Genomic DNA, 18974 nt, shown 5'->3' with positions numbered 1-18974 from the left:
TTCTCGAATCCTTTTTTTCGATAACTCATGTTACAGCCGAAAAGAACCAAGTATCGGAAGATGCAGAAGGGTCGCGTGACTGGCCTCGCCTACAAGGGCTCCACCATCGACTTCGGTTCGTTCGCCATCAAGTCGCTGGAGGTTGCCTGGATTACGGCCCGCCAGATCGAAGCTGCCCGTATCGCCATGACCCGCGCTATGAAGCGTGAAGGTCAAGTGTGGATCCGCATTTTCCCAGATAAGCCAATCACCAAGAAGCCAGCCGAAGTACGGATGGGTAAGGGTAAGGGTAGCCCAGAATATTGGGTAGCCTGCGTGAAACCCGGCACCATCATGTTCGAGTCGGACGGCGTTCCGCTGGAAGTAGCTCAGGAGTCGCTGCGTCTCGCTGCTCAGAAGCTACCCGTGAAGACCAAGTTTGTTGTTCGTCGCGATTACGAAGAGAGCAAGTAAGATGAAGCAATCCGAAATCAAAGGTCTTTCGCTCGAGGAGCTGAAAGCCCAAGTTAAGACCGAACAGACCAGCGGTCAGGCCCTGCGCTTCGCGCACGCCATTTCCCCGCTGGAGAATCCGATTCGCCTGAAGCATAGCCGCAAGAACGTTGCTCGTCTGAAGACCGAGTTGACCCGTCGCGAAAACGAGCAGGCTAACCAAACTGCTAACTAACGATGGCAACCAACGAAGAAACCAAAGCAACGGCCGCCTCGGAAGAGCGGAACCTGCGCAAAGAAATCATCGGCCGGGTGACGAGCTCCAAAATGGACAAGTCTATCACGGTGATGGTGGAAAGCAAAATGAAACACCCGATCTACGGCAAGTTCGTTACCAAGTCGACCAAGTTCATGGCCCACGACGAGAACAACGAATGCGGCGAAGGCGATACGGTTCGCATCATGTCGACCCGTCCGCTGAGCAAGAGCAAGCGCTGGAGACTGGTAGAAATCGTAGAACGCGCCAAGTAAGATGATACAGCAAGAATCCCGTCTGACCGTCGCTGATAACAGCGGCGCCAAAGAAGTTCTCTGCATCCGTGTCCTCGGTGGCACGGGCAAGAAATACGCCAGCGTAGGCGACAAGATCGTGGTTTCGATCAAGTCGGCTATTCCTTCGGGCAACGCCAAGAAAGGCACTGTATCGAAGGCCGTGGTAGTTCGCACGAAGAAGGAAGTACGCCGCAAAGACGGTTCGTACATCCGCTTCGACGACAACGCCGCTGTTCTGCTCAACAATAACGACGAGCCCCGCGGTACCCGCATCTTCGGTCCAGTAGCCCGCGAACTGCGCGAGCGTCAGTTCATGAAGATCGTTTCGCTGGCTCCTGAAGTTCTCTAAGCAATGGCAACGAAATCGAAAGCCCAGAAGCCCGTTAAACTGCACGTCAAGACCGGTGACACCGTGAAGGTGATTGCCGGCGACGAGCGCGGCAAGACCGGTGTCATCAAATCGGTGAACCGTACGACCCAGCGCGTCATCGTGGAAGGCCTGAACCTGGTGACCAAGCACAACAAACCCAGTGCTAAGAACCCGCAAGGGGGTATCACCAAGATCGAGGCTGGCATCCACGTCAGCAACGTGAAGGCCGTTGATTCGACTAACGCCTAATCCGCTACGACAATGGCTCGACTCAAAGAAATCTATAAGAAAGACGTAGTACCCGCGCTCCAGGAGAAATTCCAGTTCAAGAGCATCATGCAGGTACCGCGCATCACCAAAATCTGCATCAACCGGGGTATCGGGGCGGCTGTAGCCGACAAGAAGCTGGTTGATAACGGTGTTGACGAGCTCACGACCATCACCGGTCAGCGCGCTGTTGCCACCATCGCCAAGCGTTCGGTATCGAACTTCAAGCTGCGCGAGGGCATGCCAATTGGCGCCCGCGTCACGCTGCGTGGTGAGCAGATGTACGAATTCATGGACCGTCTGCTGACGGTAGCGCTGCCCCGCGTGCGTGACTTCAAAGGCATCAACGATAAAGGCTTCGATGGCCGTGGTAACTATACCCTGGGCATCAAGGAGCAAATCATCTTCCCCGAAATTTCGATCGACAAAATCAAGTCGATTTCGGGTATGGACATTACCTTCGTAACGACGGCCGAAAACGACGAGCAGAGCTACGAGCTCCTCAAAGCTTTCGGAATGCCGTTCGCTAACGCCAAGAAAGAAAACAATGGCTAAGGAATCCGCAAAAGCAAGAGCGCGCAAGCGCATCGCTACGGTAGCCCGCTATGCTGAGAAGCGCAAAGCTTTGAAAGCTGCCGGCGACTACGAAGGTCTGGACAAGCTTCCCAAGGATGCTTCGCCCGTACGTCTTCACAACCGGGATATGATCGACGGTCGTCCTCGTGGTTACATGCGTAAGTTCGGCATCAGCCGCGTACGCTTCCGCGAAATGGCGCTGGCGGGCAAAATCCCCGGCGTCACGAAGTCGAGCTGGTAGAACAGCTTGCGTTGTCTACGTAGCAACGCTATCAGACAACACCACTTGGCAGGTTGCCGAGAGAAACCATTGGCCGAGCCTCAGTAAGTCGAGCCAAGAAGTCTTCACCGAAAATTTCGCTGCCGCTTTCCGCGGGGGCGAAATTTTCTTATCTTTGCGCTCCGTAAAAACGAGTGCTCTTCTAAACCGAATGAATACAGATCCAATTGCCGACTACCTGACCCGGGTACGCAATGCCATCAAGGCAAACCACCGGGTAGTAGAAATTCCGGCCAGCAACATCAAAAAGGAAATCACGAAAGTGCTTTACCACAAGGGCTATATCCAGTCCTATCGTTTTGATGATTCCGCGGTGCAGGGCACGATCAAAATCGCGCTGAAGTACAACCCAACCACGAAGGCTTCGGCCATCACCAAGTTGGAGCGTATCAGCTCGCCTGGTCTGCGTACCTACGCTCACGTAGAAAACCTTCCCCGCGTACTCAGCGGCCTGGGCATTGCTATCATGTCGACGTCGAAGGGCGTAATGACGGAGAAGGAAGCCAAAGCCCAGAACGTTGGCGGCGAAGTATTGTGCTACGTTTACTAATCGAGAAAAGACCAGACTATGTCACGCATTGGTAAACTCCCGATCAATCTGCCCGCAGGCGTGCAGGTTGAAGTAAGCAACGATAACACGGTAACGGTGAAAGGTCCGAAAGGCACCCTGTCTACCCCCGTGGACCGCGACATCACCCTCAGCAACGCCGACGGTCAGTTGGTAGTAGCCCGTCCGACCGAGCAGAAGCGCCATAAGGCGATGCACGGCCTGTACCGCGCGCTGCTCAACAACATGATTGTGGGTGTAAGCGAAGGCTTCGAGCACAAGCTGGAGCTGGTAGGTGTAGGTTACAAAGCTGCAATGGCCGGTACTACGCTGGAATTGTCGCTGGGTTACTCGCACAACATCTTCCTGGCCCTGCCGAAGGAAGTAACGGCTACCGCTCTGACCGAGAAAGGTAAAAACCCAATCGTTACCTTGAACAGCATCGACAAGCAGTTGCTGGGCCAGGTTTCGGCTAAGATTCGTTCCCTGCGCAAAGTCGAGCCTTACAAAGGCAAAGGCGTCCGCTTTGTGGGCGAGCAAATTCGTCGTAAGGCTGGTAAAACGGCTTCGAAATAATTTCGCATCATGGCTTTCGATAAAGCAACTAGAAGAAAACGGATCCAGCGCATCATCCGCACTAAGGTGGCTGGCACGTCCGAGCGCCCTCGTCTGTCGGTGTTTCGCAGCAATACGGGTATCTACGCCCAGATTATTGACGACACGACCGGCAACACGCTGGCGTCTGCTTCCTCGAAGCACGTTTCGGTGGAAGGGGGCAACGGAGTCGCCCTCGCTGCCGCAGTCGGCAAAGAACTTGCTGCCCGTGCTACAGGAAAAGGACTTTCGAAAGTGGTATTTGACCGCTCCGGTTACCTCTACCACGGCCGCATCAAATCATTGGCAGAAGGAGCCCGCGAAGGCGGCCTCAATTTCTAAGGCATCATGGCAGAATTCAACAACAATCCCCGTGGTGGTGGCAATGAGCGCGGCGGCAACGACCGTCGCGGCGCTGGCAACAACGACCGTCGTGGTAACAACAACGAGCAGTCTCGCACCGGCGATTCTGATCTGAAAGAGAAAGTGGTTGCCATCAACCGCGTAGCCAAAGTAGTGAAAGGCGGTCGTCGCTTCAGCTTCTCGGCCATCGTGGTAGTAGGTGACGGCAACGGCACCGTAGGCTACGGCCTGGGCAAAGCCAACGAAGTAACCGACGCCATTGCCAAAGGCATTGACGATGCTAAAAAGAACCTGGTGAAGGTGCCGCTGTATAAGCACACCGTTCCCCACGTGATGGAAGGCAAATATTCGGGTGGTTTCGTACTCGTGCAGCCCGCAGCAGCTGGTACCGGCGTAATTGCTGGTGGTGCTATGCGTGCCGTATTCGAAAGCGCCGGCATCAAGGACGTTTTGGCCAAGTCGAAAGGCTCGTCGAACCCCCACAACGTAGTTAAGGCTACGTTCGATGCTCTCCTCAAAATGCGCGACCCGATGCAAATTGCTCAGGCTCGTGGCATCACCCTCGCCCAAGTTTTTAACGGCTAAGTAGAGATGGCGCAGATCCAAATCAAACTCGTAAAAAGCGTGATTGACCGCCCAGAGCGTCAAAAGCGTACCGTCAAGGCGTTGGGCCTCGGCAAAATGGGCAGCACTTCCGAAAAAGAACTCAACCCGCAGATTGCTGGGATGGTAGCGGCAGTACAGCACCTGGTAGAAGTAACAGAACTCTAGGACGCATCTCGATATGAATCTCAGCAATCTCTCGCCCGCCGAAGGATCTACGCGCAATAACAAGCGCTTGGGTCGCGGTACGGGTTCCGGCCGCGGCGGCACTTCGACGCGTGGTCACAAAGGTCAAAAGTCGCGTTCGGGCTACTCCAAGAAGTCTGGCTTCGAAGGTGGCCAGATGCCCCTGCAGCGTCGCGTTCCGAAGTTCGGTTTCAAGAACATCAACCGCGTCGAGTACAAGGGTGTTAACCTGGACGTACTGCAAGGCCTGAACGAGCAGCATGGTGCTACCACCATGGACGCTGCTTTCTTCGTGGCTAGCGGTTTGGCTTCCAAGAATGCCAAAATCAAAGTTCTGGGCCGTGGTGAAATCACCCAGGCTCTGGAAGTACATGCCCACGCCTTCTCGAAATCGGCTGTTGAAGCCATCGAGAAAGCCGGTGGTAAAGCAGTGACGCTCTAAGCCTGTTTGGCAATGAACAAGTTTATCACCACGATAAAGAACATTTTTGCGATTGAAGATCTGCGTACGCGGATCTTCAATACGCTTTTTTTCATTGCCATCTATCGGCTGGGTTCCTACGTGGTTTTGCCCGGCGTCGACGCGACCCGGCTGAAGCAAGGTGCGGAAGGCCTCTTCGGCATTCTGGACACGCTGCTCGGTGGGGCATTCAGCCACGCTTCGATCTTCGCCCTGGGCATCATGCCCTATATCTCGGCGTCGATTGTACTGCAGCTGCTCACCATTGCCGTGCCTTACTTTCAGAAGCTCCAGAAGGAAGGTGAATCGGGGCGCAAGAAAATCAACCAGTACACCCGCATCCTGACCATTCCTATCGTGATGGCGCAGTCGGTTGGCTTCATTGCCACCATCAATTCGGAAGCCATCGTGAACCCCGGTACGTTCTTCACCATCTCTACGATGATGATCATTACGGCCGGCACGCTGTTTTGCATGTGGCTGGGGGAGAAGATTACCGACAAAGGTATCGGCAACGGTATCTCGATGATCATCATGATCGGTATCGTTTCTCGCCTTCCCGGCGCTATTGTTGGGGAAGCACTGGCCAAAGGCATGCGTGGCTCGCTGATCTTCTTGATCGAAGCTGTGGTGCTGTTCCTGGTCGTGATGGGCGTTATCGTGCTGACGCAGGCTGTGCGCCGGATTCCGGTGCAGTATGCCAAGCAAGTCGGCGGTACAACCCAGCTCAACGCCCAGCGCCAGTTTATCCCACTTAAAGTGAATGCGGCCGGCGTTATGCCAATCATCTTCGCGCAGTCGCTGATGTTCGTTCCAGCCATCCTCGCCTCGGTGTGGCAGGCTGACAGCGAAACGGCCAGCTTTATCGGTCAGAAGTTCTCCGACTACACCTCGTGGCAGTACAACGTGGTATTTGCCACGCTGATCATTGTCTTCACCTACTTCTACACGGCCATCAGCGTCAACCCCAACCAGATTGCGGACGACCTGAAGCGCAGTGGCGGTTTCGTACCCGGTGTGAAACCCGGCCGCGACACCTCGGAGCACATGGACGAGATTCTGACCCGTATCACGCTGCCCGGTGCTATTGCTCTGGCGCTGATTGCCATCTTCCCGGCCTTCGCACTGTTGGCTGGCGTGACACGTCCGTTCTCCGCCTTCTACGGTGGTACTTCGCTGATCATCATGGTCGGTGTGGTACTAGATACGCTCAACCAGGTGGAAAGCTACCTGCTGATGCGTCATTACGACGGCATGATGAAAACCGGTAAGCTCCGCGGCCGTTCGACCCAGGACGTAGCCATGGCCTCTTAGTTCAGTCATGATTGTTCTCAAGACTGAAGAAGAAATAGAACTCATCCGGGCCAGCGCGAAAGTGTTGGCTCAAGCCCACGGAGAGGTTGCGGGCATGATCAAGGAGGGAGTCACCACGCGGCAGCTCGACCGTCGCGCGGAGGAGTTCATCCGGGACCACGGCGGACAACCATCCTTCAAGGGATATAACGGTTTTGAATACAGCCTCTGCATCTCGCCCAACTCGGTGGTGGTGCACGGTTTTCCGAACGATGAGCCGCTGAAGAGTGGGGACATTGTTTCAGTTGACTGCGGCGTATATCTCAACGGCTATCATTCGGATAGCGCCTACACCTACCCAATCGGGGAGGTGGCACCAGAGGTGCTCAAATTACTGGAAGACACCAAGCAGTCTTTGTACCTCGGTATCGAGCAGGCCGTAGTCGGCAACCGCATCGGCGACATCGGCTACGCCGTGCAGAACTACGTTGAAAAACGGGGTTACGGTGTGGTTCGGGAACTGGTCGGGCACGGATTGGGCAAGAAGCTCCACGAAGGCCCGGACGTACCGAATTACGGTAAGCGTGGCGCGGGAGTTAAGCTCCAGGAAGGCTTGGTCATTGCTATTGAACCCATGGTGAACCTGGGCACGAAAAGCGTGGTGCAGGAAAAGGACGGATGGACAATCCGCACTAAGGACCGCAAGCCTTCCGCTCACTTTGAGCACACTGTTGTGATTAGAAAAGACAAGGCGGAAATTCTGACCTCCTTCGACTACATAGAAAAAGCCTTACAGTAGCCTTATGGCCAAACAATCCTCCATTGAGCAGGACGGAGTAATTCTCGAAGCACTTTCCAACGCAATGTTTCGCGTGGAACTGGAAAACGGGCACACGTTGGTGGCGCACATTTCCGGTAAAATGCGGATGCACTACATCAAGATCCTGCCGGGAGATAAGGTGAAGCTGGAAATGTCGCCTTACGACCTGTCGAAGGGCCGCATTGTCTACCGTTACAAATAAAGGGTCTTAGGTGCCTGGAGTTTCAACGGGTTAGTCTGCTAATCCATCCGGCTTCAGCTCTGAATCCAAGACCCCAAGCCCCTAAGTTTCTAAGTTCCCTACTCACATGAAAGTTAAAACCTCGGTCAAAAAGCGCAGCGTTGACTGTAAGCTGGTTCGCCGCAACGGCAAACTCTACGTCATCAACAAAAAGAACCCCCGCTTCAAGCAGCGTCAGGGTTAAGCACCAGACTTTTTAAAAAAGCACATGGCTCGTATTGCAGGGGTAGACATCCCAGACAACAAGCGCGGCGAAATCTCGCTGACGTACATTTTCGGCATCGGCCGTCCATCCGCACAACGCATCTTGAACCAGGCCGGCATCGATCTGAACAAGAAAGTGAAGGACTGGACGGAAGCAGAAGCCGGTGAAATCCGTAGCATCATTGCTGCCGAAATCAAGACCGAAGGTGTGCTGCGCTCGGAAGTGCAGCTGAACATCAAGCGTCTGATGGACATTGGCTGCTACCGCGGCTTGCGTCACCGGAAGGGTCTACCAGTTCGTGGGCAGCGCACCAAGAACAACTCCCGTACCCGCAAGGGCAAGCGGAAGACCGTTGCGAACAAGAAAAAAGCTACTAAATAAATTGTAGCGGGAATCGAAGCCTGCCCGGGTGAATCTATCACCGGGACGGGCTTCAACACCTTCCGCAGTTTTTTGCGATAACCAAATGGCACAAAAAAGAAAAGACAAAGCCAAGAAGCGCGTTGTCGTTGTTGAATCCGTAGGCCAGATCCACATCAAGGCTTCCTTCAACAACATCATCATCTCCATCACCAACAACAACGGCCAGGTTATCTCCTGGGCCTCGGCTGGTAAGATGGGATTCAAAGGCTCCAAAAAGAACACTCCCTACGCCGCCCAGATGGCTGCCACGGATTGCGCCAAAGTAGCCCACGACCTGGGTCTGCGCAAAGCCGAAGTGTTCGTGAAGGGTCCGGGTGCTGGCCGCGAGTCGGCCATCCGTACGCTCCAGAATGTGGGCATTGAGGTAACTACCATCCGCGACGTGACTCCGCTGCCGCACAACGGCTGCCGTCCACCTAAGCGTCGTCGCGTCTGATATACTGAACTGGTCCGCTGCAGAGCGGGCCGCCCGTGTCGGGTTTCTGATGCCCTTACCCAGTGTAAGCTGCGTCTGAGAAGCCCGACACGCGTGGTTCAACCCCTCCAAAACTCAACATCCCCGAAATGGCACGTTATACCGGTCCCAAGTCCAAGATTGCTCGTCGCTTCGCAGAGCCGATCTTCGGCCCGAGCACAGCGCTCAACAAAAAGAATTATCCTCCAGGCCAGCACGGCCGTGGCCGTCGCAAGAAGCAGTCGGAATACGCGGTGCAGCTGATGGAGAAGCAGAAGGTGAAGTACATGTACGGCATCTTGGAAAAGCAGTTTGAGAACCTTTTCCACAAAGCTGCTGCGCTGCCAGGCATCACGGGTGAAAACCTGCTCGGCCTGCTCGAGTCGCGCCTCGACAACACGGTGTACCGTCTGGGCATCGCCCCAACGCGCCGCGCTGCCCGTCAGCTCGTGCTGCACCGTCACATCACCGTCAACGGTGAAGTGGTAAACATTGCTTCGTACAAGCTCCGCGCCGGCGACATCGTGGCCGTTCGCGAGAAGTCGAAGTCCCTGGAAGCTATTACGACGAGCCTGTCGGCCCGCAACTCCCGCGCTTTCTCGTGGCTGGAGTGGGACGGCAAGGAGCTGGTAGGTAAGTTCCTGAACGCCCCTGCCCGCGAGCTGATCCCCGAGAAAATCACGGAGCAGCTGATCGTCGAGCTTTACTCGAAGTAACAAATAGGGTTCCGGCTGCGGCCGGGCCCTTTTACTTCGTTTTTCTCCCTGTTGTAATTTTAAAGCCCCACTTATGTCAATCTTAGCTTTTCAAATGCCGGAGAAGGTTGTGATGGAGAAATCCGACGACTTCTACGGAACGTTTGAATTTAAACCGCTGGAGAAAGGCTACGGCGTCACGATCGGCAACGCACTGCGCCGCATCCTGCTGTCGTCGCTGGAGGGCTACGCCATTACGTCGGTTCGGACGGCCAGCGTGCTGCACGAATTCATGACCATCGAAGGTGTGATTGAGGACATGTCCGAAATCATCCTGAACCTGAAGCAGGTTCGCTTTAAGAAGGTCAGCGACGCAATTGAGGATAAAATCACGGTCCGCATCAAGGGCCAGGATGCTTTCTCGGCGGGCGACATCAACAAGTTCACCACCGGTTTCGAGGTCCTGAACACGGATCTGGTCATCTGCCACATCGACCCCAGCGTAGAGCTGGAGTTCGAATTTACGGTGCAGAAAGGCCGCGGCTACGTACCCGCCGAAGAAAACCGCCCTGCCGACCAAGTATTCGGGCAGATTGCCATTGATGCCATCTTCACGCCTATCAAGAACGTGAAGTACAGCATCGAGAATACCCGCGTAGAGCAAAAGACCGACTACGAGAAGCTCCTGATTGAAATTCAGACGGATGGTTCGATCCACCCCGAAGAGGCTCTGAAAGGTGCTGCCAATATTCTGATTCAACACTTCATGCTGTTCTCGGACAACACGATGACCTTCGAAACGGCTAAAGCCGAAGAAGAGGAGACCGTGGACGAGGAAACGCTGCACATGCGTAAAGTCCTGAAAACGCCACTGGCGGATATGGACCTGAGCGTACGGGCTTACAACTGCCTCAAGGCCGCCGACATCAAGTCGCTGGGCGACTTGGTACAGCTGGACATGAGCGACATGATGAAGTTCCGCAACTTCGGTAAGAAGTCGCTGACCGAGCTGGAAAACCTCGTAGAAGAAAAAGGCCTGACCTTCGGGATGGACCTGAGCAAGTACAAGCTCGACGAAGAATAGCCTGATGTGCTGATCAAGAAAAAGCCAAGCGCTGCGCAAGCAGCCGGCGGCCGGACTTGATCAGCACATTTCTTTTTTAACTCCTTTTTTCACCAATGGGCCCCGAGGGGCAGTGGTTCTAATGAGGTGGCTACCTAATCAGCCGCCCGCCGTGGCCACGCCCGCAAGCCCATACATCCGCTTAGTTAAGCAAGTACCATGAGACACGGTAAAAAAATCAACCACCTGGGCCGGACGGCCTCGCACCGCAACGCCATGCTGTCGAACATGGCTTCGTCGCTGATCGTGCACAAGCGCATCGAGACGACGGTGGCCAAAGCCAAAGCCCTGCGCAAGTTCGTAGAGCCCCTGCTGACCAAGGCGAAGAGCGACACCACGCACTCGCGTCGTACCGTATTTGCTACGCTGCAGAACAAAGAGTCCATCAAGGAGCTGTTTGACTCGGTAGCTGGCAAAATCGCTAACCGTCCCGGTGGCTACACCCGCATCATCAAAATGAGTGATTCGCGCCTGGGTGACAACGCCGAGATGTGCATCATCGAGCTGGTGGACTACAACGAGACCCTGCTGGAAGCTAAAACGGCTGGTGAGGCGAAGACCACGACCCGCCGCTCGCGCAGCAAGAAGAAGGCTGACACGGCTGCTCCCGCTGCTACTACCGCTGCTCCGGCTGCTGTAGTAAGCGAAGAAGCTGCCGCTGCTACCGATGCTCCGACCGAGACGCTGAAAGAAGGCGAAACCCGCGACGAGAAATCGGAAGAAGCTGCTTCGTAATACTGAAGAAGCCAACCCCTAAGAAAAGGGACGTGCCGCAAGGTGCGTCCCTTTTCTTATGCAGTAGTTCGAAGGTTTCTCGTGGCCAGCTACCGGCTCATTGGGCCGGAGGCAGGTGCAGCAGCAGTTTCTGGTAGCGCTTCTCCTGCTTTAGCTTGGTGAAAGCCGCCGGGCCTTCAAGCTGCTGCCGGTCGGTGAGCCCTTTGGCAACTGCGGCTTCCAGGGTTTTTAAAGCGGCGCTGGTCTGCCCGGACAAGGCATAAGCCGTGGCCAGCTGCAAGTAGGGCTCCGCGGCGGTGGGCTCCACGAAAGTCCAGAGGCGAAAAGTGGTAGTAGCGGCCCAATAGTCGGCGGCGGTAAGAGCGGCATAGCCGCGCGAGAAAATCTGCACCCGCAGGCTGCTGAGGGCGCGGGCGCCGAGGTGCTGCTCGGCCGGGATGGCGCTGTGCTGCAACTGACCTAACTGGGCGGCATACTGCTGCCACCAAGCCGCATCCAGCGCGGCGGCATCGTTGCGGGTACTCAGGGCCTGCTGATAGGCCCGCACTGCCTCCCGCTGCAGGGTGAGCTCCAGCTGGTGCAAAGTGCGCTGCTGGGCTTGCTGCTGGGCCAATAGCGGGGAGTTAACCAGTCGGGCCGTGCCCTGCTGCGCCGCGGCAACGTTGTGCAGACCGGAAAAGCTGGCACTGGTGCGTTGGTAGGCGTTGGCGGCCGCTACCAGCAGGCCGGCGGCTTCCTGTTCGGCGGCAGCGGCAATAGAGCGTTGGTACACGGAGTCAAGCCAGGTGGAAGGCCGGGTGCTAGTGCCCGCTTGCAAGGCTTGCAGCTCCAGCCAGGTTAGCCCTTCCAGCATCGTGGGGGCAGGCGGCCAGGCGTGGCTGCCGTCAAAGGCGAAGAAGGTGTTCACGACCTGCTGCTGATTCCAGCGGCCCTGCAGCTCCTGCATTTCGGCGTAATTAAAGTCTTCCAGGCCGGCAAAGCCGGCATACACCCAAGTCGGGGGCTTGGTGGGGACGTTAGGCAGAGTGGGCAGGCCCGCGCCGCAGCCCAGTACGCCCACCACGTTATCGGAGAGTAGAGCGACGGTCGCCGCCACCCGGGAGCCGCCGGAAAAGCCGCCCGTATAGATGCGGCGGCCGTCGACGGCGAAGCAGGCCTGCACGTCCTGCTGCATGATTTCGGCGACTTCCAGCGAATTCTGCAGGGAGCCGTTGCGGGAGTCGTTGGAGCCAGCCAGAATAAAGCCCAGCGCCTCGGCGGCGGCCTGGTACAGTCGGACGGGCTCGGCCCCATGCCCGGCCGGGTCGAACAGGTACAGCACGGGCCAGGCGCGGCCGGAAGCATAGCCTTTCGGCAGATACAGCGCGTAGGTCAGCTCCGGGTGGGTTCGGCAGCGGACGGAATCGGTGACTGAACCGCCCGTAGGGACTTGCCCGCTAACAGGATAAGCCATCCAGCCGAGCAGGCAAGCAACCAACAACGTGAGCAGACGGGCACACAACATGGGTACGGTGAAATTACGGGCCGAAGGGAAATTCTCTCGCCTCGTCAAATATATCAGAACCACAGTATATGCCGCGGCGCCGGTGAGGTGGTAGTACCCACGCCGGGAAACGGGTTTGACGCCAGCCTCGCGCCGCTGTTCGAGGGACTTTTACCCGGGTTTATCAACAATTTGCGGCAGTTGGCCAGAACGCGCCGGGTAAACGGCCGGCGGTGAGCGTGCTTTCGGCATCGATTCACTCTAATCCCGGTCCGATGCGTACTCTCCGCTTTTTTTGCCTTTTCTTGGGTAGCGGCCTTCTGCTGCTGCTACATCCGCGGCCCGCGGCGGCTCAGGCCGTGGCCCCGGCTGCGGCCACGTTTGCCGGAGTGCCCCAGGAATCCATTGCCTCCGGGGCAGAGGTAAGCTTTCCACCGTTTGGCGCGGATTTTTACGCCAACCAGCTGTTCTTGCTCGGCGAGGCCCACGGGGTAGCCAAGCCCCAGGAAGTTGACTTTGCGCTGTTCAAACACCTCAACCAGCGGGCCGGCGTGCGGTACTACGTGGGTGAATTTGACTGCGCCAAGGCCGATTACCTCAACTACTACCTGCGCACCGGCAACGACAGCCTGCTGCAGCTGGTATTCCGCAGCTGGGTGCGCGACCAGTCACAGTGGGCGAATCAGGCGCTACTGAACAAGTTTCGGAAGCTGCGCGCCCTGAACCTCGAATTGCCCGAAAAGCACCGGTTTGAATTTGTCGGCCTCGATGAGGTGCAGGACCGGGCCCTGGCTGCCGACTACCTGCGTCGGCTGCTGAGCCGGAAGCACGTCCAGGGCCGTACCGACGAGCTATGGCGGCAGGGCGACTCCCTGCAAATGCTGCTGCGGCAGCCCACTACGGCCGCTTTACCGCCGCTGGCCCGCCTGGCTATGGCCGAGCTAAAGCAGCAGGAGAAGGCCTACCGGTTTGCGCTGGGTGCTTCCTACGAACGGCTATGGCATCTGCTGACCAACCTCACGTACCGCGCCGACGGCCTGGGGCGGGAACAAATTATCTTCGCCAACTTCCGGGCCCTGAGCCAGACCAAGAAGCTGGCGGGCCAGAAGATGTACGGCCTCTGGGGCCTGGCTCACGTGCTGCAAAGCCCCTTACAGGGCGGCCAGACTATGTTTGCGGGCCTGGTGCGGCAGAGTGCGCTGCCCGCGCACGACAAAGTGGTGTCCATTATGTGCGCGTTTTCGGGCTGCCAGATGCTGTACCCGACGGCCGGGCTGCCCGCGCCCTGGCAAAGCAAGGGGCAGACCTATACTGGCACCGACAAATTCAACCACGACGGGCCCCTGACGGTAATCCGGGGAATAGACGAGCTCAAAACCCGAACCACGCCCGGCAGCCTGACGCTGTTCCGGCTCGACGCTCCGGGCGCGGCCACTACTCGGCAGCCCATTCAGGTAACGTACGCTCCGGGCGTGCCCACCACGCAGCAAATGCGCTTTGACCCTCAGCGGCCCGCGGCGGCCTACGTGCAGTACCTGGTGCTGGTGCGCGACTCCCCAATGGTGCAGCCCCTGCAGCCCTGAGCACCATGCGCATCGCCCCAACGGATGGCCGGAGCAGCCGGGCAGCCGGATGGAATGCTGCACTTGTGGGGAAAGAGTGGCAACTTTCCGCCGGCCCGCCCACCGGGCTGGTTAAGCTGCTGCGTATGCTGTTTCTGCGTCCTTCCCGCTCCGATATTCTCACTGCCGCCGCCTACTGGCCGGTAGCCACGGCCGTCATTCTGCCCGCCTACGTGCAGGAGTTTGGCTGGCCCCTGGCCCTGACTACCATGGCCTACACGGTGCTGCTCGATTCGGCCACGGTGTTTTGCCTCGTCTTCGGCCTAGTGCCCAACCTGCTCGTGGCCCGCTACCGCCGGCCGGCCCTGCTGCTGCTAGTGGGGTTTATGCTGGCCAGCGGGGTGCTGTACGCAGGCGGGTACGGGCTGATTCTGCGCCAACCGGTAGCCTGGACGCCCATGGCGCTGGTGGCCGGCATCATCCGCCACGCCTTCAGCTACGGGATGCTGGCCGTGCTGCTGACCGGCAAGCGTTACTTCGAGGTGCAGCAGCGCCTGGTGCTGAGCCAGAAGGCCCACGCCGAAAGTGAGCTGCGCAACCTGCGCGCCCAGCTCGACCCGCACTTTCTGTTCAACAATCTCAACGTACTGCGCGGCCTGATTCAGCACGACCCGCGGGTGGCCGACGAATACCTGACTCACTTTGCCGGCCTGTACCGCTATTTGATCCGGCACAAGGACGAAGACTTCGTGCCCCTGACCGAGGAGCTGCACTTCGGCCAGGAGTATATCTACCTGCTGCGCCACCGCTTCGGGGCAGCTTACGCGTTTCGGGAACATCTACCCACGGCGGAGCTGGAGCAGCTGCTGGTGGTGCCCGGCACGCTGCAGCTGCTGCTTGAAAACGCCATCAAGCACAATGCCGGCGACGAGGATGACCCACTCGTTATTACCATTGAGGCCACGGCCACGGCCCTGACCGTGCGCCACCCGCGCCGACCCAAGCTGACGGCCGTCGACAGCACCGGCACCGGGCTGGCCAACCTGCGGGAGCGGTACCAATTGCTGACCGGCCAGTTGCTTCAGGTGCGCAGCGGGGCGGAGTTTTGCGTGACCGTGCCGGTGCTGCCGACGGCCGGTAACAGCCGGGCCGGGCGCCTGCCGGCTTGGCAGCGGGCCACCTAATGAGCCCAAACCGGCAATACTGGGCCGCTTCTCGCGCCGTTTTAGCTGCAATCCTTTCCTATGCGCATTCTGATCCTTGAAGACGAAGAACCCGCCGCCCGGCAGCTGCTGGAGTTTGTGGCGCTGGCCGAGCTGACCACCCAGCCCGTGCCGGTGCTGCGGAGCGTGGAAAAAGCCCGGGCCTGGCTGGAGGCCAACCCCGCGCCCGACCTGCTTTTCTCCGACATTGAGCTGCTCGACGGCAACGTGTTCGGCCTCTACGAGCGGGTGGCCGTGCGCTGCCCCATCATCTTTACCACCGCCTACGACCAGTTTCTGCTCCCGGCCTTCCGCGGCAACGGTATTGCCTACCTGCTTAAGCCCTTCAGTTACGCGGAGTTTGCGGCGGCCCTGGCCAAATATCGCACCCTCCAGCAGGGCTTTGCGGCCGGCGCGGCGCCGGCGGCCGAAGCTCCGGGGCTCAGCGCCGAAGTGGTGCGGGAGCTGAGCCAGGCCCTGCGCCAAAGTGTCCAGCCCCAGTACAAGCAGCGCTTTTCGGTGCGCCTGCGCCAGGGGCTGCACATTCTGCAGGTGGCCGACGTGGCTTACGTGCAGGCCGACGAGGGCGTGACCTTCGCCGTGGATGGGGCCGGCACCCGCTACCCGCTCCAGGGCACACTCACCGAGCTGGAGCGCCAGCTCGACCCGGCCCGCTTCGGCCGTCTCAACCGCTCCGAGCTCGTCAGCATTGCCTTTATCGAGAAAGTGGAGCCTTACTTCAACAACCGGCTGGCCGTGAAGCTGCGCGGCGGGGCCGTGGTGCTGACCACTAGTGCCGCCCAAACCCCGGAGTTTCGGCGCTGGCTGGAAGGGTAGGAGCGGGGCCGGCCGGCAAAAAGTAGGGCCGGCTCTTTTCCGAATTCCTTACCTTGGCCCCCGCAATGCCGCGGCGCCGCTTTTCGGTGCTGCCCGGTGCCCGACTGGTGCTGTATTGCGCTTTTCTCGTCGAAACCCCATTTTCAACCTTAGTTTTTTCCACATGAGCATTATCACGGCCATCCATGCCCGCCAGATTTTTGATTCGCGCGGTAATCCAACCGTCGAAGTTGACGTGACGACCGAAAGCGGGGCCGTGGGCCGCGCCGCCGTGCCTTCGGGCGCCAGCACCGGCAAGCACGAAGCCGTGGAGCTCCGCGACGACGACAAGAGCAAGTACATGGGCAAGGGCGTGCTGAAGGCCGTAGAAAACGTGAACAGCAAGATTGCCGAAGAGCTGATGGGCTTCTCAGTGTTTGAGCAGGGCCTGCTCGACAAGATCATGCTCGAAATCGACGGTACGCCGAACAAGGCTAACCTGGGTGCCAACGCCATTCTGGGCGCTTCCCTGGCCATTGCCCGGGCCGCGGCCCAGGAAGCCGGCATGCCGCTGTACCGCTACGTGGGCGGCGTAGGGGCCACCACGCTGCCCGTGCCGATGATGAACATCCTCAACGGCGGCTCCCACGCCGACAACAGCATCGACTTCCAGGAGTTCATGATTATGCCCGTGGGCGCGTCTTCGTTCTCGGAGGCCCTGCGCTGGGGTACCGAAATTTTCCACCACCTGAAGAACGTGCTCAAAAAGCAGGGCTTCAGCACCAACGTGGGCGACGAAGGCGGCTTTGCTCCCAACATCAAGTCGAACGAGGACGCCATCAAGATTGTGCTCCAGGCCATCGAAACGGCCGGCTACAAGCCCGGCGACGACGTGATGATTGCCATGGACGCGGCCTCGTCGGAGTTCTATTCCGATGGGCACTACCACTTCAAGAAAAGCACCGGCGACAAGCTGACTTCCTCGGAAATGGTAGCCTACTGGACCGACTGGACCAAGAAGTACCCCATCATCAGCATCGAGGACGGTATGGACGAGGACGACTGGACGGGCTGGAAGCAGCTTACCGACAGCATCGGCAGCACCACCCAGCTCGTGGGCGACGACCTGTTCGTGACCAACGTGAGCCGCCTGCAGCGCGGTATCGACGAGCAGATTGCCAACGCCATCTTGATCAAGGTAAACCAGATTGGCACGCTCACCGAGACCATCGACGCCGTGAACCTGGGCCGCCGCAACGGCTACAAGAGCATCATGAGCCACCGCTCGGGCGAAACCGAAGACAACACCATCGCCGACCTGGCCGTGGCCCTGAACACCGGTCAGATCAAGACCGGCTCGGCTTCGCGCTCCGACCGCATGGCCAAGTACAACCAGTTGCTGCGCATTGAGGAAGAGCTGGGCGAAGTAGCCTACTTCCCCGGCCGGAAGATGTAAGGACCCGCTGCGGCCGCTGCTGCCGACTTCAGAGCCCACCCGACCAACATCGGGTGGGCTTTTTTTGTGGGCTGACTTCCCGAAGGATGGCCGGACAATACCTTACTTTTGTAGCGGCCCATTGCCATTTAGCTATCCTCTAATTCTCAACGCATTGTTGTATGCCTAAAATCTTTACGCTGGTTCTGTTGCTACTGGCCGGCCTGTCCAAAGTGGCCGGGGCCCAAAACCTGACGGATTTAGTTATTGTCGCGCCTTTCAACCTGCCCACCACGGTGCAGGCCGGGGGCTTGTACCCGATGTCGGCCGTGATAAAAAACCAGGGCACCAACGGCTCTCAGTTCAACTGCATCGGGTTTTATCTGTCGACTAATGCGACCTGGGATGCCAACGACGCTTTCCTGGGCACCAGCTGTCAGGGCCTGATGTTTCCGGGGCAGTCGGGGCCGTGCAGTATCACGGCCACCATTCCGGCGGGTACAGTGCCGGGCAACTACTACCTAGTGCTGGTGGCCGATCCGCTTAACGCCGAGCCCGAGCTCAACGAGAACAACAACGTCGTGAGTTTCGCACTGACCGTAGCGGCGGCCGGCGCTACCAACCGGCCGGACCTGACGCTGTGGCGCCCATCGATTTCGTTTAACGCCGTGCCAGCCGGCGGCAGCACCGGGTCTTTTACCTTTATCAATAACGTGGGTACCGGCTCGGTCGGGGCCTACGAAATCGGCTACTTTCTGTCGACGGATACGGTATTCTCGGCCAGTACCGATGTATTCATGGGCCTAGTGACGGGAAGTAACCTGCCGCCAAGTGGGGGCACAGTCCATTCCATTCCGATTCTGACAGTGCCCGCCACAACCACGCCGGGCAATTACTACCTCGTGCTGATGGTGGACCCCCGAAACCTCGTCGTTGAGTCCAACGAAAACAACAACTCCCGGGCTCTGCCCCTGCGCGTGACAGGCAGCCCTACCGGTACCGCGCCGGCCGCGGCCCCGCAGCTGGCCGTGTATCCGAACCCGGCGGGCGTGGGCGCGCCGCTAACCGTGCTGCTGCCGGGCTTTGCACAAGCCGCCGACCTCAGATTGCATGACGCCCTGGGCCGGGAAGTGACCCGAATGGCGGCGGCCGGCCCACGTACGCAGCTGCCGACCCAGGGCCTGCCGGCGGGCGTGTATGTGCTGCGCGCTACGGGCCCCGGCCTGAACGCTACCCAGCGGGTGCTGCTGCGGTAGC

General features: G+C 58.5%; 27 protein-coding genes and 1 pseudogene. 27 read left to right on the top strand and 1 reads right to left on the bottom strand.

Annotation, left to right across the window (positions count from 1 at the left end; genetic code table 11):
* The first annotated feature begins 27 nt into the window (after window positions 1-27).
* The 22 genes and pseudogenes from rplP (at window position 28) to rplQ (ending at window position 11219) form a co-directional block, all read left to right on the top strand.
* Window positions 28-453, top strand: a complete 426-nt coding sequence (gene rplP / locus EWM57_RS01410) for a 50S ribosomal protein L16 (RefSeq protein WP_129919339.1) — start codon at window positions 28-30, stop codon at window positions 451-453.
* A gap of 1 nt (window position 454) precedes the next feature.
* Window positions 455-667, top strand: coding sequence for a 50S ribosomal protein L29 (gene rpmC, locus EWM57_RS01405; protein ID WP_073107065.1), 213 nt, complete (start codon window positions 455-457; stop codon window positions 665-667).
* 2 nt (window positions 668-669) lie between these two features.
* Window positions 670-963, top strand: a complete 294-nt coding sequence (gene rpsQ / locus EWM57_RS01400; RefSeq protein ID WP_129919338.1) for a 30S ribosomal protein S17 — start codon at window positions 670-672, stop codon at window positions 961-963.
* Between the two features lies 1 nt (window position 964).
* Window positions 965-1333: a 50S ribosomal protein L14 gene (gene rplN / locus EWM57_RS01395; RefSeq protein WP_073107059.1), complete on the top strand. Its 369-nt coding sequence runs from the start codon at window positions 965-967 to the stop codon at window positions 1331-1333.
* 3 nt (window positions 1334-1336) lie between these two features.
* Window positions 1337-1588, top strand: a pseudogene (gene rplX, locus EWM57_RS01390) (50S ribosomal protein L24); the annotation flags it as partial.
* A 27-nt stretch (window positions 1589-1615) separates the two neighbouring features.
* Window positions 1616-2176: a 50S ribosomal protein L5 gene (rplE, locus tag EWM57_RS01385; protein WP_129919336.1), complete on the top strand. Its 561-nt coding sequence runs from the start codon at window positions 1616-1618 to the stop codon at window positions 2174-2176.
* Window positions 2169-2438, top strand: a complete 270-nt coding sequence (gene rpsN / locus EWM57_RS01380; protein WP_044016038.1) for a 30S ribosomal protein S14 — start codon at window positions 2169-2171, stop codon at window positions 2436-2438. The genes rplE and rpsN overlap by 8 nt, the downstream gene beginning before the upstream one ends.
* 190 nt (window positions 2439-2628) lie before the next feature.
* The gene (gene rpsH / locus EWM57_RS01375; protein WP_129919335.1) at window positions 2629-3027 is read left to right on the top strand and encodes a 30S ribosomal protein S8; all 399 of its coding nucleotides are present in this window, start codon (window positions 2629-2631) and stop codon (window positions 3025-3027) included.
* A gap of 18 nt (window positions 3028-3045) precedes the next feature.
* Window positions 3046-3600, top strand: a complete 555-nt coding sequence (gene rplF / locus EWM57_RS01370; protein ID WP_129919334.1) for a 50S ribosomal protein L6 — start codon at window positions 3046-3048, stop codon at window positions 3598-3600.
* A gap of 9 nt (window positions 3601-3609) precedes the next feature.
* On the top strand, window positions 3610-3960 hold the full coding sequence (rplR, locus tag EWM57_RS01365) for a 50S ribosomal protein L18 (protein WP_129919333.1): 351 nt from the start codon (window positions 3610-3612) through the stop codon (window positions 3958-3960).
* 6 nt (window positions 3961-3966) lie between these two features.
* The gene (gene rpsE, locus EWM57_RS01360) at window positions 3967-4566 is read left to right on the top strand and encodes a 30S ribosomal protein S5 (protein ID WP_242509945.1); all 600 of its coding nucleotides are present in this window, start codon (window positions 3967-3969) and stop codon (window positions 4564-4566) included.
* 6 nt (window positions 4567-4572) lie between these two features.
* Window positions 4573-4752, top strand: coding sequence for a 50S ribosomal protein L30 (gene rpmD / locus EWM57_RS01355; protein ID WP_129919332.1), 180 nt, complete (start codon window positions 4573-4575; stop codon window positions 4750-4752).
* A gap of 13 nt (window positions 4753-4765) precedes the next feature.
* Entirely contained in the window at window positions 4766-5212 is a 447-nt protein-coding gene (gene rplO, locus EWM57_RS01350; RefSeq protein WP_129919331.1) for a 50S ribosomal protein L15, read from the top strand.
* 12 nt (window positions 5213-5224) lie between these two features.
* Window positions 5225-6544: a preprotein translocase subunit SecY gene (gene secY / locus EWM57_RS01345; RefSeq protein ID WP_129919330.1), complete on the top strand. Its 1320-nt coding sequence runs from the start codon at window positions 5225-5227 to the stop codon at window positions 6542-6544.
* Window positions 6545-6551: 7 nt separating this feature from the next.
* Window positions 6552-7322 carry a type I methionyl aminopeptidase gene (gene map / locus EWM57_RS01340; RefSeq protein ID WP_129919329.1) on the top strand — a complete coding sequence of 257 codons (771 nt, stop codon included), beginning with the start codon at window positions 6552-6554 and terminating at the stop codon, window positions 7320-7322.
* Window positions 7323-7326: 4 nt separating this feature from the next.
* Complete coding sequence (infA, locus tag EWM57_RS01335) at window positions 7327-7545, top strand: translation initiation factor IF-1 (RefSeq protein WP_073107036.1); 219 nt, start codon at window positions 7327-7329, stop codon at window positions 7543-7545.
* Between the two features lie 106 nt (window positions 7546-7651).
* Window positions 7652-7768, top strand: a complete 117-nt coding sequence (gene rpmJ, locus EWM57_RS01330; RefSeq protein ID WP_046246595.1) for a 50S ribosomal protein L36 — start codon at window positions 7652-7654, stop codon at window positions 7766-7768.
* Window positions 7769-7792: 24 nt separating this feature from the next.
* A complete protein-coding gene (rpsM, locus tag EWM57_RS01325; RefSeq protein ID WP_129919328.1) occupies window positions 7793-8170 on the top strand; it encodes a 30S ribosomal protein S13 in 378 nt (125 codons plus the stop codon).
* Window positions 8171-8255: 85 nt separating this feature from the next.
* The gene (rpsK, locus tag EWM57_RS01320; protein ID WP_129919327.1) at window positions 8256-8648 is read left to right on the top strand and encodes a 30S ribosomal protein S11; all 393 of its coding nucleotides are present in this window, start codon (window positions 8256-8258) and stop codon (window positions 8646-8648) included.
* A 128-nt stretch (window positions 8649-8776) separates the two neighbouring features.
* Window positions 8777-9382 (top strand): 30S ribosomal protein S4, encoded by a 606-nt coding sequence (rpsD, locus tag EWM57_RS01315; RefSeq protein ID WP_129919326.1) that lies wholly within the window; start codon window positions 8777-8779, stop codon window positions 9380-9382.
* Window positions 9383-9455: 73 nt separating this feature from the next.
* A complete protein-coding gene (locus EWM57_RS01310; RefSeq protein WP_129919325.1) occupies window positions 9456-10445 on the top strand; it encodes a DNA-directed RNA polymerase subunit alpha in 990 nt (329 codons plus the stop codon).
* Between the two features lie 198 nt (window positions 10446-10643).
* Window positions 10644-11219, top strand: a complete 576-nt coding sequence (gene rplQ / locus EWM57_RS01305; protein ID WP_129919324.1) for a 50S ribosomal protein L17 — start codon at window positions 10644-10646, stop codon at window positions 11217-11219.
* 97 nt (window positions 11220-11316) lie between these two features.
* On the opposite strand, the gene EWM57_RS01300 is transcribed toward rplQ, so the two are convergent.
* On the bottom strand, window positions 11317-12672 hold the full coding sequence (locus EWM57_RS01300; RefSeq protein ID WP_129919323.1) for a TPR end-of-group domain-containing protein: 1356 nt from the start codon (window positions 12670-12672) through the stop codon (window positions 11317-11319).
* A gap of 335 nt (window positions 12673-13007) precedes the next feature.
* Between EWM57_RS01300 and EWM57_RS01295 the strand changes: the two genes are divergently transcribed.
* The 5 genes from EWM57_RS01295 (at window position 13008) to EWM57_RS01275 (ending at window position 18973) form a co-directional block, all read left to right on the top strand.
* Window positions 13008-14285, top strand: a complete 1278-nt coding sequence (locus EWM57_RS01295) for a TraB/GumN family protein (protein WP_129919322.1) — start codon at window positions 13008-13010, stop codon at window positions 14283-14285.
* 125 nt (window positions 14286-14410) lie between these two features.
* On the top strand, window positions 14411-15448 hold the full coding sequence (locus tag EWM57_RS01290) for a sensor histidine kinase (RefSeq protein ID WP_165370374.1): 1038 nt from the start codon (window positions 14411-14413) through the stop codon (window positions 15446-15448).
* 60 nt (window positions 15449-15508) lie between these two features.
* Window positions 15509-16303, top strand: a complete 795-nt coding sequence (locus tag EWM57_RS01285) for a LytR/AlgR family response regulator transcription factor (protein WP_129919320.1) — start codon at window positions 15509-15511, stop codon at window positions 16301-16303.
* Window positions 16304-16466: 163 nt separating this feature from the next.
* Entirely contained in the window at window positions 16467-17738 is a 1272-nt protein-coding gene (gene eno / locus EWM57_RS01280; RefSeq protein WP_129919319.1) for a phosphopyruvate hydratase, read from the top strand.
* A 161-nt stretch (window positions 17739-17899) separates the two neighbouring features.
* Window positions 17900-18973 (top strand): CARDB domain-containing protein, encoded by a 1074-nt coding sequence (locus tag EWM57_RS01275; RefSeq protein WP_129919318.1) that lies wholly within the window; start codon window positions 17900-17902, stop codon window positions 18971-18973.
* The last annotated feature ends 1 nt before the right edge of the window (window position 18974 follow it).

The sequence above is a fragment of the Hymenobacter persicinus genome (assembly GCF_004167665.1).
GTDB lineage: Bacteria > Bacteroidota > Bacteroidia > Cytophagales > Hymenobacteraceae > Hymenobacter > Hymenobacter persicinus.
The sequence above is the reverse complement of the archived record's forward strand: the minus strand, read 5'-3'. Positions and strand labels throughout refer to the sequence as shown.

Excerpts from the sequence above, each read along its gene's own strand:
- eno (WP_129919319.1), top strand. The coding sequence starts at position 16,467 with ATGAGCATTATCACGGCCATCCATGCCCGCCAGATTTTTGATTCGCGC.
- rpmD (WP_129919332.1), top strand. The coding sequence starts at position 4,573 with ATGGCGCAGATCCAAATCAAACTCGTAAAAAGCGTGATTGACCGCCCA.
- EWM57_RS01300 (WP_129919323.1), bottom strand. The coding sequence starts at position 12,672 with ATGGCTTATCCTGTTAGCGGGCAAGTCCCTACGGGCGGTTCAGTCACC.
- secY (WP_129919330.1), top strand. The coding sequence starts at position 5,225 with ATGAACAAGTTTATCACCACGATAAAGAACATTTTTGCGATTGAAGAT.
- rpmC (WP_073107065.1), top strand. The coding sequence starts at position 455 with ATGAAGCAATCCGAAATCAAAGGTCTTTCGCTCGAGGAGCTGAAAGCC.
- EWM57_RS01285 (WP_129919320.1), top strand. The coding sequence starts at position 15,509 with ATGCGCATTCTGATCCTTGAAGACGAAGAACCCGCCGCCCGGCAGCTG.
- rpsE (WP_242509945.1), top strand. The coding sequence starts at position 3,967 with ATGGCAGAATTCAACAACAATCCCCGTGGTGGTGGCAATGAGCGCGGC.
- EWM57_RS01275 (WP_129919318.1), top strand. The coding sequence starts at position 17,900 with ATGCCTAAAATCTTTACGCTGGTTCTGTTGCTACTGGCCGGCCTGTCC.
- rplN (WP_073107059.1), top strand. The coding sequence starts at position 965 with ATGATACAGCAAGAATCCCGTCTGACCGTCGCTGATAACAGCGGCGCC.
- rpsH (WP_129919335.1), top strand. The coding sequence starts at position 2,629 with ATGAATACAGATCCAATTGCCGACTACCTGACCCGGGTACGCAATGCC.
- rplE (WP_129919336.1), top strand. The coding sequence starts at position 1,616 with ATGGCTCGACTCAAAGAAATCTATAAGAAAGACGTAGTACCCGCGCTC.
- rplO (WP_129919331.1), top strand. The coding sequence starts at position 4,766 with ATGAATCTCAGCAATCTCTCGCCCGCCGAAGGATCTACGCGCAATAAC.
- rplP (WP_129919339.1), top strand. The coding sequence starts at position 28 with ATGTTACAGCCGAAAAGAACCAAGTATCGGAAGATGCAGAAGGGTCGC.
- EWM57_RS01310 (WP_129919325.1), top strand. The coding sequence starts at position 9,456 with ATGTCAATCTTAGCTTTTCAAATGCCGGAGAAGGTTGTGATGGAGAAA.
- rplQ (WP_129919324.1), top strand. The coding sequence starts at position 10,644 with ATGAGACACGGTAAAAAAATCAACCACCTGGGCCGGACGGCCTCGCAC.
- rpsM (WP_129919328.1), top strand. The coding sequence starts at position 7,793 with ATGGCTCGTATTGCAGGGGTAGACATCCCAGACAACAAGCGCGGCGAA.
- infA (WP_073107036.1), top strand. The coding sequence starts at position 7,327 with ATGGCCAAACAATCCTCCATTGAGCAGGACGGAGTAATTCTCGAAGCA.
- rplR (WP_129919333.1), top strand. The coding sequence starts at position 3,610 with ATGGCTTTCGATAAAGCAACTAGAAGAAAACGGATCCAGCGCATCATC.
- EWM57_RS01290 (WP_165370374.1), top strand. The coding sequence starts at position 14,411 with ATGCTGTTTCTGCGTCCTTCCCGCTCCGATATTCTCACTGCCGCCGCC.
- rpmJ (WP_046246595.1), top strand. The coding sequence starts at position 7,652 with ATGAAAGTTAAAACCTCGGTCAAAAAGCGCAGCGTTGACTGTAAGCTG.
- rpsK (WP_129919327.1), top strand. The coding sequence starts at position 8,256 with ATGGCACAAAAAAGAAAAGACAAAGCCAAGAAGCGCGTTGTCGTTGTT.
- rpsN (WP_044016038.1), top strand. The coding sequence starts at position 2,169 with ATGGCTAAGGAATCCGCAAAAGCAAGAGCGCGCAAGCGCATCGCTACG.
- rplF (WP_129919334.1), top strand. The coding sequence starts at position 3,046 with ATGTCACGCATTGGTAAACTCCCGATCAATCTGCCCGCAGGCGTGCAG.
- map (WP_129919329.1), top strand. The coding sequence starts at position 6,552 with ATGATTGTTCTCAAGACTGAAGAAGAAATAGAACTCATCCGGGCCAGC.
- rpsD (WP_129919326.1), top strand. The coding sequence starts at position 8,777 with ATGGCACGTTATACCGGTCCCAAGTCCAAGATTGCTCGTCGCTTCGCA.
- rpsQ (WP_129919338.1), top strand. The coding sequence starts at position 670 with ATGGCAACCAACGAAGAAACCAAAGCAACGGCCGCCTCGGAAGAGCGG.